The following is a 14929-nucleotide window of genomic DNA, read 5'->3' as shown; positions in this document are numbered from 1 at the left end:
CGCCGGGCTTTCCGCTTCCATGGTGAAGAGCTGTCGCGGCCTTTACTGCACATGATGTGCAAGTACGGGAGGATGGCACCAGGCTGTCGATCGCAGCCGCCGCTCACCCGAAAGAAAGTTCCTCCTCGATGACGGCCGCCCCCGAATCCGCTCCGACCCTGCCCGCCGCGGCTGCCGCGAAGCGTCCCGCCTGGCACCGGATCCGTACGTCGATGACCCGCAAGGAGTGGGCGAGCCTCGGCGGGATGGCCGCGTTCATCCTGGCCCTGCACGTCATCGGCTGGTTCACGCTGGTGGTGATCGTCGCCCCCGAGCACTACAGCCTGGGCACCAAGTCCTTCGGCATCGGCATCGGCGTGACCGCCTACACGCTGGGCATGCGGCACGCCTTCGACGCCGACCACATCGCGGCCATCGACAACACCACCCGGAAGCTGATGGGCGAGGGGCAGCGGCCGCTGTCGGTGGGCTTCTGGTTCTCCCTGGGCCACTCCTCGATCGTCTTCGCGCTCACCCTCCTGCTCTCCCTGGGCGTCAAGGCCCTGGCCGGACCGGTCTCGAACGACGACTCGTCGCTGCACGACATCACCGGCTGGATCGGCACGACCGTCTCCGGGACCTTCCTCTACCTCATCGCGATCATCAACCTGGTGATCATGGCGGGGATCTGGAAGGTCTTCCGGCAGATGCGCTCCGGCCACTTCGACGAGGCCGCGCTCGAGGAACACCTCAACCACCGCGGCTTCATGAACCGCCTGCTCGGCCGCCTGATGAAGTCGATCACCAAGTCCTGGCAGATGTACCCGCTGGGCCTGCTCTTCGGCCTCGGCTTCGACACCGCCACCGAGATCGCGCTCCTCGTCCTGGCCGGCTCGGGCGCCGCCTCCGGCCTGCCCTGGTACGCGATCCTGTGCCTGCCGGTCCTGTTCGCCGCCGGGATGTCGCTCCTGGACACCATCGACGGCTCGTTCATGAACTTCGCCTACGGCTGGGCGTTCTCCAAGCCGGTCCGCAAGGTCTACTACAACCTCACCATCACCGGCCTGTCGGTCGCCGTCGCGCTCATCATCGGCACCGTCGAACTGCTGGGCCTGATCGCCGACAAGGCCGGCCTGCACGGCCCGTTCTGGGACTGGGTCTCCGGCCTCGACCTCAACGTCATCGGCTACCTCATCGTCGGCCTGTTCTTCGCCACCTGGGCAGTCGCCCTGCTGGTGTGGAAGCTCGGCCGGATCGAGGAAAAGTGGACGGCGGGCCTGCCCCGGCCGGCGGAAGGGCCCTAGGCCCGCCGTCCGTCAGCCGCGCAGCTTCAGCTCCTTGCGCCACTTGGCGAACTGCTGCTCGGGATCTCCCGTGTACGACCAGGGAGTTCGCGTGGCCCGTGGGCCCAGCATCCGCAGCAGGGCGCCGGCGATGTCCTTGTCGCCCGAGTTGCAGGCGGCGTGCGCCAGGTAGTTGAGGTCGCGCAGCTCACCGGGGACGAGGGCGCCCTCCGTGCGGCCCATGATCCAGCGCTGCCAGGTGCGGCGCACGTCGCTGACGGCCCCGTCGTGATTCCAGTGCTGCCCGAGACCCACCGCGGACTGCCCGCTGTGGCCCGCGTCGAGGGCGAAGCGGTACTCCTCCACACGCGCGTACTGCACCAGTACCGGCAGTGCACAGCCCGGGGGTGCCACGCCGGCCGCGTCGCGGGCGAAGTCGTACATCAGGCCGTGGGTGCCGTGCCAGCGCGCGGAGTAGTAGTGCAGGACCTGCAGGTGGCCCTCCACGCTGTACGGGTCGCGCTGGTGCAACTCGTCCCACCAGCGCGCCAGTTCCTGCCGCCGCACCCCTGCGGGATACAGCCGCGCCACGGAGATCAGGGAGATCCACGGCGTCGGGTCGTCCAGGTAGGCCTCCGCCGCCTGGAGGCACGCCGTCACCGCGGTGTCGATGCGGTGCTGGTCGATCGGCACGCCCCGGCCCGCGGCGATGGCCAGGTTGAACGCCCGGGCCGTCTCCGTGGCCGCCCGCAGCACCAGTGCGTCGGCGCTGCGGGGCTCGGCGGCCAGCCACGATTCCGAAGTCGAACTGCCCACGCAGGCCTGCGCGAGCAGCCGGACCCGGTGACCGCGGGCGAGCCAATTGGGGCCGGTGGTGCGCAGCAGGTCCCTCGGGCCCTGCCAGCGGCCGATGACGATGTCGTGGCAGGTGTCGGTGAGGGCTCTGTCCCCGCAGTCGGGGTCGAAGTCGGGAGCGAAACGGTCGCGCGCCATCGGGGTCTCCCTCAGAAGTCGGTGGAGAGACCTTCGTAGGCACGGGAGTCCTCGGGCGTATGGCCGTCGGGGACGTAGTCCGCCTCCACGGTGTGGGACGCGTCCAGCCGGGCGGGCCGGTAGTAGTCGCTGCCCTGCCTCCAGTACCAGAACATCGGGATCAGGCCGACGGCGAGCCCGCCGATGCCGATCGCGATCGCCGCGGTGTCGAGCTCGCCCAGCGACTCGAAGAAGATCCAGAACATGAACAGGGCGCCGAACAGCGGCCACAGCCCGCCGAGCAGGAAGTTGGCCGGCGACTTCAGCAGCATCTTGCGGTACGCCACGACCACCGCGAGGCCCGCAAGGCCGTAGTACACGGCGATCTGCAGGCCGATCGCCGAGATGGCGTCGGAGACGATCTCCCCCACCGTACCGAGGGCGTTGGAGGCGATGAACATCGCGAGCGACACCCCGCCGACCACGGTGATCGCGACCCACGGGGTGTTCCAGGTGCGGTGCACCCGGCCGAGGGCGGTGGGCATCGTGCGGTCGCGGCCCATCGCGAACAGGGAGCGGGTGACCTGGATGAGTGTGGTCTCCAGGGTGGCGATGGTCGACAGCATCACCGCCACGATCAGCAGCTTGCCGCCCCAGCCCGGCAGGATCTCCTCACCGAGCACGCCCAGCACGTTCGCGTCGTTCTCCGCGATCTGCTTCGAGGACAGGATGACGTTCACCGCGATGGTGAACGCCTCGAACGTCAGGAAGACGATGCCCACCCCGATCAGGCCCGCGAGTCCCGTCGTACGACGGCTGTTGCGGGTCTCCTCGCTCAGGTTGCTGGTGACGTCCCAGCCCCAGTAGTAGAAGGCGGCTACGAGTGCGCCCGAGGCGAAGCCGGCCATCCCGTGGAAGTGGCTGAAGCCGAGCCAGGACCAGTCGAAGGCTCGGGCGTTGCCCGTGTGGAACAGGGCGAGTACGGCGAACAGCGCGAGGATCGTGAGTTCGATGCCGGACATGATGAGCTGCGCGCGGACGGTGAGACGGGCGCCGCCCAGCACGACGAGCAGCATGGTGATGAACCAGGCCGCGCCGACCACCGTGGACAGCGCGGTGTTGTCGGCAAGTCCCTCGTCGAACAGGGCGAGGGTCATCGAGCCGGCCGGCAGCGAACCGGCCACCATGAAGATGGTCGCCGAGATCACCAGCGCCCAGCCGCTGATGAAGCCGAGGAACGGATGGAGCGTGCGTCCCACCCAGGAGTAACTGGCGCCCGCGTTCACGTCGATGCGGCTGAGGTAGCTGAACGCCAGCGCGATGCCCAGCATGGGTATCGCGCAGTACAGCAGTGCGGCCGGACTGGCCAGCCCCACCGCGCCGACGAGTACGGCCGTGGTGGCGGCGATCGAGTACGCCGGGGCACTGCCCGCCACGGCCATCACCACGGTGTCGAACGTGCCGAGGGCATTGGCCTGGAGCCCTCTGCCCCTGATGTTGCTCATAGGTTGCGCTGCTTTCCGTCTTGCACGACATGAGGGCGACCTGGCCCCGACGACGTAGGGGAGGTGGGGGGTGACGAACCCACCCCGGACCGGAGAGGGTTGGCCTCGGATCAGGGGTGGCGAAAGGCGTGGTGGAACCCGCACGGCCGATGCGTTGCCGGGCAGTCACAGCGTGTGTGCGAGTGATGATAGCCCCACTCCTTGACCTTTCAAGGTGGCGCAGGGCGCAACCTCCTGGGCCGCCCGGGACCTCTGTGGTTGCGCGGCGCGCAACGGGAAACGCGGATCGGGACGCGGTACGGAAACGGTCTGCCGCAGCGCGCGCAGGAAGCAGCCATGGGCGCCGAACGGATGCGCCCCGAACCCATGGCCGACGACGTCCACGGGCCCACCGGAACCAACAAGGAGCGGGCGGCCGCCGCGCCGCTCGGAGTCACCGGGCACGTACGACGGCCGCCGAGGACGCCGCCGTCCATGTGGTCGAGAACGAGAGCGAGTTGCCGTGAGGCACGACCCGCTTCTCGGCCCCGATTCAGTCCCCGATCCGGTCGATCTGCCGGAGCTTGTTGGTCGCGTCCAGAGCGGCGACCTTGTAGGACTCCGCCAGCGTCGGGTAGTTGAACACCGCGTCGACGAGGTAGTCGACGGTTCCGCCGCAGCCCATCACCGACTGGCCGATGTGGATGAGTTCGGTGGCGCCGGTGCCGAAGCAGTGCACGCCGAGCAGCGTGCGGTCCTCGGGGGAGACCAGCAGCTTCAGCATGCCGTGCGAGTCACCGATGATCTGGCCGCGGGCCAGTTCCCGGTAGCGGGAGATGCCGACCTCGAACGGCACGCATTCCTCGGTGAGTTGGTCCTCGGTCCGCCCCACGAAGCTGATCTCGGGGATGGTGTAGATGCCGATGGGCTGCAGGTTGTGCATCTGGCCGACCGGCTCACCGCAGGCGTGGTAGGCGGCGGCCCGCCCCTGTTCCATCGACGTCGCGGCCAGCGCGGGGAAGCCGATCACGTCGCCGACGGCGTAGATGTGCGGCACCGTCGTGCGGTAGTGCTCGTCGACCGTGATCCGGCCCCGCTTGTCCGCGGACAACCCGGCTTTCCCGAGGTCGAGTTCGTCGGTCAGGCCCTGTCGGCCCGCCGAGTACATGACGGCGTCGGCCGGTATCTTCTTGCCGCTCTCCAGGAGGGTGAGCGTGCCGCGCGGATGGCGCTCCACCGCGGCGACGGTCTCGCCGAACCGGAACGTGACCGCGAGATCCCGCAGGTGGTACTTGAGCGACTCGATGACCTCCACGTCGCACATGTCGAGCATCCCGGCGCGCTTCTCGACGACCGTCACCTTGCTGCCGAGCGCGGCGAACATGGAGGCGTACTCCATGCCGATCACACCGGCGCCGACGATGACCATGGAGCGCGGGACGCGTTCGACGTTGAGGACGTTGTCGGAGTCCATGATCGTGCGCCCGTCGAACTCGACGGTGTCGGGCCGTGCCGGGCGGGTGCCGGTGGCGATGACGATGTTCTCCGCGCTGAGCAGCCGTTCGTGACCGGTGACCTCGCGCAGCGCGATGGTGTGCGGGTCGACGAAACTGCCGGTGCCGGCGAACAGGGAGACGTGGTTGCGGGAGAGCTGGCTGCGGATGACGTCGACCTCGCGGCTGACCACGTGCTCGGTGCGCGAGGTCAGGTCGGTGACGGTGATGTCCTCCTTCAGCCGGTAGCTCTGCCCGTACAGATCGCGCTGGGTGAGACCGGTCAGGTACAGCACCGCCTCGCGCAGGGTCTTGGAGGGGATGGTGCCGGTGTGGATGGAGACCCCGCCGACCATGTCGGGGCGGTCGACGACGGCGACCCGGCGGCCGAGCTTGGCCGCGGCGATGGCGGCCTTCTGGCCACCCGGGCCGGATCCAATGACAAGCATGTCGAAGTCGGGCACCTCCGGAGTCTGTCAGCCCGAAGGCCCTCTTCGAAAGGGTGAACGGGCAACGGCCGCCCCCTGATCGATCGGAACGCCCGTTGATCAACGGGCAGTTGAGTCCCGCGGCCGAACATGTTCTCCTTCCGGCTGCTCGTTCCGGACTTCCGGGGCGATAATGCGCCTATGGGCCATCGACTCGGTGACGCGAGCGCACCCGCCCGGCTGGCCGCCCCCGACGAGGGCATCGGCCGGGACGAACTGGCGCTGGCCACCCGCAACCACGGTCTGCCGCTGGAGGCGCTGCACTACGACGTCACCCCGCCGGGCCTGCACTACGTACTGACGCACTACGACATCCCCTACGTCCCCGACGAGACGCCCTGGGTGCTGACGATCGGGGGCCGGGTCCGCCGTCCGCTGCAGCTGGACCTGGCCGATCTGCGGGCATACCCCCAGGTCACCACCCGCGTGACCCTGGAGTGCGCGGGCAACGGCCGGGCCTTTCTGACGCCCCGCCCGGTCAGCCAGCCCTGGCTCGTCGAGGCGGTCGGCACCGCCGAGTGGACGGGCGTGCCGCTGCGGCTGCTGCTCGCCGAGGCCGGAGTGGAGTCCGACGCCGTCGACGTGGTCTTCACCGGCGCCGACCACGGCGTGGAACGCGGCGTCGAACAGGACTACCAGCGGTCCCTGCCGGTGGACGTGGCCACGGGCACCGAGCCCGAAGTGCTGGTGGCGTACGCGATGAACGGCGCTCAGCTGCCGCCGCAGCACGGCCGTCCGTTGCGCCTGGTCGTGCCCGGCTGGTACGGGATGGCGCACGTGAAGTGGCTGCGCGAGGTCTCCGTCACCGACGTACCGTTCACGGGATTCCAGCAGACCGTGGCCTATCGGCTGCGGCAGGACTCCGCCGACGAGGGCGAGCCGGTCACCCGGATCGAGCCACGCGCCCTGCTGCTCCCGCCCGGATTCCCGGACTTCATGTCGCGCTCCCGCGTGGTGCGACCGGGCCCGGTGACATTGGAGGGGCGCGCCTGGTCCGGGCGGGCGCCCCTCACCCGGGCCGAGGTGAGCACGGACGCGGGTCTCACCTGGCACGAGGCCGAGTTGGAGCCCGAGGGCGGGCGGCGGTGGGCGTGGCGCCGCTGGGAGTTCGGCTGGACGGCGACCCCCGGCGAGCACGTGCTGAGCGCGCGGGCCACCGACGCCGAAGGACACACCCAGCCGCTTCAACAGCACTGGAACCGCGGTGGCTTCGTCAACAACCTGGTCCAGCGGGTGCCGGTGCTGTGCCTGGAGCCCGGCGAGGCGGACTGATCCGGCGCCGGGTCTCCAGGCGGGTGTACGGCGACGGTTACGGCAGCAGCTTCTCGAGGGCGGCGGGGCCCTCCGCCTCCAGCTTGCGCTTTGCCCATTCGAGGTTGCGCGGGGTGATGTCCCTGCCGGTCACGAGGACGATGTCCTCCGGCGACACTTCGGTGCCGGTACTGGTGTGGAGCAGGTCGTCCGGGGTGACGCGGTCCTCGGACGACCCGGACGCGTCGGGCTGTGATGTCGCGATCATCTCTGCTCCTCGGGTCCGAAACGCTTCTGCTATCACCATTCAACGCCCGAGCGCGGCCTGCATCCGGAAGAGAACGGAAGAGGGCAACAGGCCCGAGATGCCGGAGTGATCGCGCGGGCGTCTAATGAAAGGCGAACGAGCGTCTCGGGCCGGCAGGAAAGGCCAGGGCCATGTCACCGACCCGTACCAACGCAGGGGGAACGGGGGCCGCCACCGGAGGGGTACTGCGGCGACTGGGCGCATGGTGCGCCCGGCACTTCGTGATCGTCATCGTGGCCTGGCTGGTGGCCCTGGTGGCGCTGCAGACCCTGAACCGTTCCTTCGGCGGGGAATACTCCGACAACTTCTCGCTGCCCGGCGTGCAGTCCCAGGAGGGCCTGGACGTACTGAAGAAGCACGATCCGGCGGCGGGCGGCTACAGCAGCCAGATCGTCCTGCACGACGACCAGAAGTCCCTGACCGGACTGAGCTCGCAGATGTCCACCACGATCGGCGACCTGCAGAAACTGCCGCACGTTCTGGCGGCCCAGAACCCGCTCTCCTCCTCCGCCTCCAAGGTCGGGCCGATCTCGTCCGACGGGAAGACGGCCTACATCACCGTCCGCTTCGACGTCCAGCCCTCGACCCTGGGCGACAACTACCTCAACGGCGTGGACACGGCCGTACAGCCGCTGCGCTCGGCGGGCGCGGAGGTCGAGTACGGCGGCCCGCTCGGTGAGCTGGCCCGGCCCGCCCCCGACGACCGGGTGAGCGAGCTGATCGGCTTCGGCGTCGCGATCGTCGTCCTGCTGGTCGGCTTCGGCAGCGTGATCGCCGCCGGCATCCCCCTGCTCACCGCGCTGATCAGCGCGATCGGCGGACTCGCCTGCCTCGGGCTGCTCGCCGCGGCGTTCACCTTCGCCACCGTCTCGCCGACCCTGGCCACGATGATCGGCCTCGGCGTGGGCATCGACTACGCCCTGTTCCTGATGACCCGTCACCGGCAGAACCTCATGGACGGTGCCGACCCGGTGCACTCGGCCGGCCACGCCACCGCCACCAGCGGACGGGCCGTGCTGGTCTCCGGCTGCACCGTGATCATCGCCCTCGCCGGGCTGTACGCGTCCGGAGTGAGTTTCATCGGCAAACTCGGGCTGGCCGCCGCCACGACGGTCGTCTCGGCGGTCATCGGCGCGCTGACCCTGGTCCCGGCCCTGCTCGGACTCATCGGCAAACGCATCGACCGCTACCACGTACGCCGTCCGGTCGCCGAGACCAACGCCGCCCCCGGCACCGAACCCACGGGCACCTGGCACCGCTACGCACAGCGCGTCGAGCGGCGGCCCTGGCAGTTCCTGGCCGCCGGTGTCGCGACCGTCGTCGTCCTCGCCATCCCGGTGTTCTCCATCCAGCTGGGCCACATCGGCGACGGCGCCGACCCCACCTCCTTCACCGACCGGCGGGCGTACGACCGCATGACCGACGCGTTCGGCCCGGGTTCCAACGGCCCGCTCACCGTCGTCATCGACCAGACCTCGGTGTCCTCGTCGCAGCGCTCCTCCCTCTCCGACCAGGCGCAGAAGACCCTGAACGCCGTGGCCGGCGCCGCCACGGTCACCCAGCTGACGCCCACCCAGGACGGGGACGTGCTGATCAGCACGGTCTACTCGCAGCAGGCCCCGCAGGACGCCGTCACCACGGACCTGACGAACCGACTGATCGACACCACCCTCCCCGACGCGGTCTCCGGAACGTCCGCCAAGGGATACGTCACCGGAACGACCGCGGCCCAGGTCGACTTCCGTGACATCGTGGCGAGCCGGCTGCCGCTGATCATCGCCGTAGTGGTCGCCCTGGCCTTCCTGATCATCCTCGCGGTCTTCCGCGGCCTGCTGGTCGCGGTCAAGGCGGCCGTCCTCAACGTCCTGTCGATCGCGGCCTCGTACGGCGTCGTGGTGGCCGTTTTCCAATGGGGCTGGGGCGGCCCTGCGCTGGGCGTCTCCGGCAAGGTGCCCATCGAGAGCTATGTGCCGATGATGATGTTCGCGATCATCTTCGGCCTGAGCATGGACTACGAGATCTTCCTGCTCTCCCGCGTCCATGAGGCGTGGCTGCGCACCGGGGACGCCAAGGCCTCGGTCGCCCATGCCCTGGAGATCACCGCGCGGGTCATCACCTGCGCGGCACTGATCATGATGAGCGTCTTCGCGGCCTTCATCGTCAGCGACAACATCGTGGTCAAGATGCTCGGACTGGGCCTCGCCGTGAGCGTGCTGATCGATGCGAGCGTCGTACGGCTGCTCATGGTTCCGGCCGTGATGACGCTCCTGGGGTCGCACGCCTGGTGGACGCCCCACTGGCTCGACCGGATCATGCCGCACATCGACGCCGAGGGCGACCAGGAGGAGAGCGCCCAGCAGGACGTCAGCGGGCGTCCGGTGACGCGGGCGTGAGGACGAGCATCGTGACGTCGTCGTCGACGGCGGGGCAGTACCGTACGAGATCCGCCCAGACCCGGTCGGCGAGGACGGCCGGGTCGTCGTCGGCCAGCGTGGCCAGGCGGTCGGTCAGCGGATAGAAGGTGCCGGAGACGTCCCGCGCCTCGCTCACTCCGTCCGACGCCAGGAACAGGCTGTGGCCGGGCTCCAGCGGCAGCGTCAGTCCGGTGGGCGAGCCGCCGTCGGACAGACCGAGACCGAGCGGCGTCCACGCGACGAGCTCGATCTCGGCGGCCCGCCCGTCGCGCAGCAGCAAAGGTGCCGGATGCCCGCAGGACACCATCCGCACCGAACGGGCGTCACGGGAGAACTCCAGCAGTACGGCGGTCGCGAACAGCTCGGCGTACCGGGACGATGCCGAGTCCACCACCAGTCTGCGGTCGAGCCGGGCGGCGATCGACTCCAGGTCCGGCTGGTCCAGTGCCGCTTCGCGGAAGGCCCCCAGCAGGGACGCGACCGTGGCGACCGCCGCCAGGCCGTGCCCCTGGACGTCGCCCATCACCGCCCGCACCCCGTGCGGTCCCTCGCGCACGTCGAAGAAGTCGCCGCCCACCAGCGTTCCGCGCTGCGCGGCCCGGTACAGGCCGACGCAGCGGACCGGGCCGACCCGTTCGGGCAGCGGCGGGACGACGGCGCGCTGCGCGGCCTCGGCGACCGTGCGCTCCAGGTCGAGCTGGGCGTCGCGGTGGCTGCGCACGTAGGAGACGAACACGCTCAGCACGGAGACGAAGCACATGGTCAGCAGGTCGGTGTTGCCGGGGCGGTCGAGCTGGAAGGCCGGGATGTTGAGCACGGCGATCACGAGAGCGCCGAGGACCGCGGTGGCCAGGGGCCCGTAGGACAGGACGGCCAGCGGTGGGATGGCGCCCAGCAGGAAACCGATGTCGAGGGGTTCGTCGCTGGTCAGGGTGGCCACACCCACGCCCACGATCAGGCCGAGGGGGAGCAGTCGCACCCAGCGCGGCGGCGGCGCGCCCCGCAGCCAGCCCCGCCGGTCGTGGTCCCGGCGCGGTGGCAGATCAGGCACCTTTCCCACACCACCACGCTCCTACGACGGGGGGCCTCCCGCACGCCGGACCGAAGCCGTCCGACCCGGGAAACCGGTGGACGCGCTCATGACAGGCCGCCTAGGGTGTGACGTCACGCCCCGAGACCGACGGAAGGAGGCGAGTGCCATGCAGTCCACACATTCCAGCGCTCCCTCTTGCCTGTCCCGGCGTGTCTGATCCGACCTGATCCGGGAGCGCTCCTCACCAGACGTCTCCCGGAGGAATCCATGACCGATCCGGTCATCCGCGCGCTCGACGAGAGCGACGCCCATCTCTTCGACACCCTGCCGGACCCGCTGGACGCCCGCGCGGCGCACCGGCTGACCCACCACCGTCCCGACTGGAAGCGGGTCGCCCTGCGCGACGGCGAGGTCGTCGCGCGCGCCGCCTGGTGGGGCGGCCCCGACGACACCGAACCCCTCAACGTCAACTGGTTCGACGTGGCCGAAGGAGAGGAGGAGGCGGGGGCCGAACTCCTGCGCACCGCCCCCTGGCAGGTCGAACTCGAACTGAACCTGCCCCCCGGCCGGCGCGAGGACCCGCGCCTGCACGCCGCCGCCGAGGCCCGCTTCACCGCCGCGCGAGCGGCCGGCTACGAACTCCTCGTCGAGCGTTTCCTGTACCGCTGGACACCGGCGTGCGGCCTGCCCGAACGGCCTGGGCGGCTCGTCTTCCGCGCCGAGCCGGACGACGCGGTGTTCTTCGACGCGCTGCGCCGCATCCACTCCGTCACGCTCGACGCGCATTCGCTCAGGGCCGTCGAGGACGGCGGCCTCGACCGGGCCGCCCAGGAGGAGCTGGACTTCTTCCGCTGGTGCCCGTCACCGCGGGAGTGGTGGCAGATCGCGTACACACCACAGGGCGAACCGGTGGGCATGCACATCCCGGTGCACAACCCCTCGGGCCCGTGCGTCGGTTTCATCGGCGTCCTGCCCGAACACCGCGGACACGGCTACGCCTACGACCTGTTGGCGGAGTGCACGCACTTCCTGGTCGAGCGGGGCGCCGAGTTCGTCTCCGCGGGGACGGACCAGGGCAACTTCCCGATGGCCGCGAACTTCACGAAGGCCGGGTATCCCGTCGTAAGGGAACGCATCAACTTCACTCCCGTACGGCGCGAATAGACCCGTTGTCAGTGCCGGCCGGCATGCTGGTCAGCGTCCTGATCAACGCATGGCGGGGGAGGCGCGGGTGGGGTTCGAGGGCGAGGTCTGGCGGGTGTGCAGTGGCGTCGAGCCGGTCGGGGAGATCCTGATCGACGACGCCGACTTTCCGTGGCTGTCGGGCCGCTTCACCCCCGGCGAGGCGTACGCCGCCGTGCAGGCACTGTTCGACCGCGAACTCGCCCTGTCCGAGCGGGACGACGACTGGGCGATGTGGGAAGAGGCGTACGACGAGATCAGACGGCGTGTGTCCCTCTCCTCGCCACAGGGCCCGGTCCCCGAGTTCCTGCTGCACATTCAGGGCGACCGGGCCTGGTTCCGCTGGAGCGACGAGCCGTTCGAGGAACAGTAGGGTCGTCGGCGTGCGCGATGTGCGGGTGGTGCTGATCGGCGGGACGTCGAACGTGGGAAAGTCGACGGTCGCCCAACTGGTGGCGGAGAAGCTCGGGTTCGCCTGCCTGTCGACCGACGGGCTGGCCCGCCACCCCGGGCGGCCCTGGAGGACACCGGAGCGGGAGGTGCCCGCCCATGTCGCCGAGCACTACGCGACGCTCACCGTGGACGAACTGATCACGTCCGTTCTCGGCCACTACGAGCGGTTGTGGCCCCGCATCCACGACCTGATCGCGACCCACGCAGCCGAAGGCGGTGCCGACACCGGTCTCGTCCTCGAAGGCTCGGCGCTCTGGCCGGTCCGCCTTGCCGGGCTGGACGTCGCCCGCACGGCCGCCGTGTGGTTGACGGCCGACGCGGCTGTACTGCGCGCCCGAGTGCATGCCGCCGGCCACTACGAGCAGGCGACGGGCGAGGAACAGGCCCTGATGGACCGGTTCCTCGCCCGTTCGGAGCGCTTTCAGGGCCTCATGGTCGAGGCCCTCGACGAGCTGGGTCTGGACCGCATCGATGCGGGTGCCGACCGGAGCGTCGGCGTGCTGGTGGACGCGGTGCTCGCCGCCGTGGTGAGACAGAGCGGGGCGGCCGGACCGTGACGCCGCGTCAGCCGGCCGCGTCCAACAGCGTCTCGGCCTCGACGAGTATCTCCGTGACCCGCAGTCCGAAGGCAGCGTCGCAGGGGTGCGGCTCCCCGGTGCGGGCGGCCGCGAGCAGCGCGTCGGCGGCGTGCCCCAGGGCGGTGACCGCTCCCTCGGAGCTCGCCGGAAGCAGCGCCACTCCCGACTCGCCCCGCAGCTCGGCGGTGGCCCCCGCCGCCGCGGACGGCGCCGACAGGGTGAGGGTTAGCGTGCTCGACGCGCCACTGACATGGTCGAGGATCAGATGGACGGTGTCGCCGGGGCCGGACGCCGCGGCCGCCACCCGCCGGGCGTCCCCGAGGACCGGCAGCAGCACCGACAGCGCATGCGGCCCCACGTCCCACAGCGCGCCCTTCTCCTGCCGCCACGGCGAGTCGGCGAACGGGCTGTCGCTGTCACTGCCGAACAGCGCTCCGAGCCACTCCGCCCGCCCCGTGAACCAGCCCCCGGCGCTTGCCTGTTCGGTGATCCACGCCTCCGTCTCGGTGACGAAGCGGCTGGTGAAGAAGACGACCGAGGCGACACCGGCCTCCCGCACCGCATCGACCACGGCCCGCCCCTGCTCGACCGTCGTCGCCAGCGGCTTGTCCAGCAGCAGATGACACCCCGCCCTCGCCGCGCGTATGGCGAGGTCCGCCTGGACGGCCGGCGGCAGGGCCACCGCGACCGCGTCCACATCGGCGAGCAGCGCGTCGACGTCGTCGTAGGCACGCGTGCCGTGCTTGTCGGCGAGTTCCTTGGCGGCCTCCGAACGGCGGCCCCACACCCCGACGAAGTCCAGTCCGGCGTGCTCGCTCAGGGCGGGGGCGTGGGCCATTCCCGCCCAGGGGCCGGTTCCCAGCAGTCCAATGCGCATTGCCGCCGCCTCTCCACTGCGCCGCCCGTCGTGGCGGCTGATCGCCAGTGAGCGTCGCACACCCACCTGCCGACCGCGCAACCCGGTCGGCGGCAGCGCACCGCGCTCCCCGATTCAGTGGCCCGGCTGCTGAATGCGTTCTCTTTCCTCTATTGGACCTGCGGCCCGAGCGCGGGTCAGGCTGGAAGGCGTTTCGGCTTCGCCGCTCTCCATGTCCGGCGGGCCGAACGGCATTCGGTCCCGCGCGACAGCCGAAAGAGGTCACGACCACATGCAGATCCGCCGCATCGGGGACGTCGAAGTCAGCGCGATCGGGCTGGGCGGTATGCCCATGTCGATCGAGGGACGACCGGACGAGGCGCGCTCCCTCGCCACGATCCACGCCGCCCTCGACGCCGGTGTGACGCTGATCGACACCGCGGACGCCTACCACCGGGACGCCCACGAGGTCGGCCACAACGAGACCCTGATCGCCAAGGCCCTCGCCTCCCACGACCGCGGCGGGGACGTCCTGGTCGCCACCAAGGGCGGTCATCTGCGCCCCGGGGACGGCAGCTGGACCCTCGACGGCAGCCCCCGCTACCTCAAGGAGGCCTGCGAGGCGTCCCTGCGCCGGCTCGGCGTGGAGGCCATCGGGCTCTACCAGTTCCACCGCCCCGACCCGAAGGTGCCGTACGCCGAGTCCGTCGGCGCGATCCGGGACCTCCTGGACGAGGGCAAGATCCGTATGGCGGGCATCTCCAACGCGAACCCCGACCGGATCAGGCAGGCCAACGAGATCCTCGGCGGCCGGCTGGTCTCCGTGCAGAACCAGTTCTCCCCGGCGTTCCGCTCCAGCGAGGCGGAGCTCGTGCTGTGCGACGAACTCGGCATCGCCTTCCTGCCCTGGAGCCCGCTCGGCGGCATCTCCCGGGCCCGTGAACTGGGCTCCGCCTACGCGCCGTTCGCGCGGATCGCCGAGGCCCACGGGGTGAGCCCGCAGCGCGTGTGCCTGGCGTGGATGCTCGCCAAGTCGCCGGTCGTGGTGCCCATCCCGGGCGCCAGCCGCCCGGAGACGATTCTCGACTCCCTCGCCGCGGTCGACCTCGACCTCACCTCCGAGGAACTCGCGCAGCTCGACGCTGTCTGACACGGC

At 70.3% G+C, this 14929-nt stretch carries 13 protein-coding genes; 7 read left to right on the top strand and 6 right to left on the bottom strand.

Annotated features, from left to right (window positions below; translation table 11 throughout):
• Window positions 1–128 precede the first annotated feature (128 nt).
• The gene (locus OG303_RS05015; RefSeq protein WP_405865130.1) at window positions 129–1283 is read left to right on the top strand and encodes a HoxN/HupN/NixA family nickel/cobalt transporter; all 1155 of its coding nucleotides are present in this window, start codon (window positions 129–131) and stop codon (window positions 1281–1283) included.
• A 12-nt stretch (window positions 1284–1295) separates the two neighbouring features.
• Here the strand turns inward: OG303_RS05015 and OG303_RS05010 are convergent, their stop codons facing one another.
• The 3 genes from OG303_RS05010 to sthA all read right to left on the bottom strand — a co-directional run bounded on the left by OG303_RS05010 (window position 1296) and on the right by sthA (window position 5675).
• Window positions 1296–2255: a hypothetical protein gene (locus OG303_RS05010; RefSeq protein WP_405865128.1), complete on the bottom strand. Its 960-nt coding sequence runs from the start codon at window positions 2253–2255 to the stop codon at window positions 1296–1298.
• Between the two features lie 11 nt (window positions 2256–2266).
• Entirely contained in the window at window positions 2267–3739 is a 1473-nt protein-coding gene (locus OG303_RS05005) for an APC family permease (protein ID WP_405865126.1), read from the bottom strand.
• 532 nt (window positions 3740–4271) lie between these two features.
• Window positions 4272–5675 carry a Si-specific NAD(P)(+) transhydrogenase gene (sthA, locus tag OG303_RS05000; RefSeq protein ID WP_405865124.1) on the bottom strand — a complete coding sequence of 468 codons (1404 nt, stop codon included), beginning with the start codon at window positions 5673–5675 and terminating at the stop codon, window positions 4272–4274.
• Between the two features lie 165 nt (window positions 5676–5840).
• Here sthA and OG303_RS04995 point away from each other — a divergent pair, with 165 nt between their 5' ends.
• The gene (locus OG303_RS04995) at window positions 5841–6971 is read left to right on the top strand and encodes a sulfite oxidase (RefSeq protein ID WP_405865122.1); all 1131 of its coding nucleotides are present in this window, start codon (window positions 5841–5843) and stop codon (window positions 6969–6971) included.
• A 37-nt stretch (window positions 6972–7008) separates the two neighbouring features.
• Here the strand turns inward: OG303_RS04995 and OG303_RS04990 are convergent, their stop codons facing one another.
• The gene (locus OG303_RS04990) at window positions 7009–7215 is read right to left on the bottom strand and encodes a hypothetical protein (RefSeq protein WP_405877087.1); all 207 of its coding nucleotides are present in this window, start codon (window positions 7213–7215) and stop codon (window positions 7009–7011) included.
• Window positions 7216–7388: 173 nt separating this feature from the next.
• Between OG303_RS04990 and OG303_RS04985 the strand changes: the two genes are divergently transcribed.
• A complete protein-coding gene (locus OG303_RS04985; protein ID WP_405865120.1) occupies window positions 7389–9650 on the top strand; it encodes an MMPL family transporter in 2262 nt (753 codons plus the stop codon).
• Here the strand turns inward: OG303_RS04985 and OG303_RS04980 are convergent.
• Window positions 9622–10731 (bottom strand): PP2C family protein-serine/threonine phosphatase, encoded by a 1110-nt coding sequence (locus tag OG303_RS04980; protein WP_405865118.1) that lies wholly within the window; start codon window positions 10729–10731, stop codon window positions 9622–9624. The genes OG303_RS04985 and OG303_RS04980 overlap by 29 nt on opposite strands.
• 240 nt (window positions 10732–10971) lie before the next feature.
• Here OG303_RS04980 and OG303_RS04975 point away from each other — a divergent pair, with 240 nt between their 5' ends.
• From OG303_RS04975 to OG303_RS04965, 3 genes are all read left to right on the top strand, one after another.
• Entirely contained in the window at window positions 10972–11868 is an 897-nt protein-coding gene (locus tag OG303_RS04975; protein ID WP_405865116.1) for a GNAT family N-acetyltransferase, read from the top strand.
• Between the two features lie 67 nt (window positions 11869–11935).
• Window positions 11936–12259 carry a hypothetical protein gene (locus tag OG303_RS04970; RefSeq protein WP_405877085.1) on the top strand — a complete coding sequence of 108 codons (324 nt, stop codon included), beginning with the start codon at window positions 11936–11938 and terminating at the stop codon, window positions 12257–12259.
• A gap of 10 nt (window positions 12260–12269) precedes the next feature.
• Window positions 12270–12896, top strand: a complete 627-nt coding sequence (locus OG303_RS04965) for an AAA family ATPase (protein ID WP_405865115.1) — start codon at window positions 12270–12272, stop codon at window positions 12894–12896.
• A gap of 7 nt (window positions 12897–12903) precedes the next feature.
• Here OG303_RS04965 and OG303_RS04960 read toward each other — a convergent pair whose 3' ends face one another.
• Window positions 12904–13794 (bottom strand): Gfo/Idh/MocA family protein, encoded by an 891-nt coding sequence (locus OG303_RS04960; RefSeq protein ID WP_405865113.1) that lies wholly within the window; start codon window positions 13792–13794, stop codon window positions 12904–12906.
• A 271-nt stretch (window positions 13795–14065) separates the two neighbouring features.
• On the opposite strand from OG303_RS04960, the gene OG303_RS04955 reads away from it, so the two are divergent.
• Window positions 14066–14923, top strand: a complete 858-nt coding sequence (locus OG303_RS04955) for an aldo/keto reductase (RefSeq protein WP_405865111.1) — start codon at window positions 14066–14068, stop codon at window positions 14921–14923.
• Window positions 14924–14929 lie beyond the last annotated feature (6 nt).

This window comes from Streptomyces sp. NBC_00005 (assembly GCF_045160215.1).
Taxonomy (GTDB): Bacteria; Actinomycetota; Actinomycetes; order Streptomycetales; family Streptomycetaceae; genus Streptomyces.
Note: the sequence above shows the minus strand (reverse complement) of the source record. Positions and strands in the feature narration are given on the sequence as shown.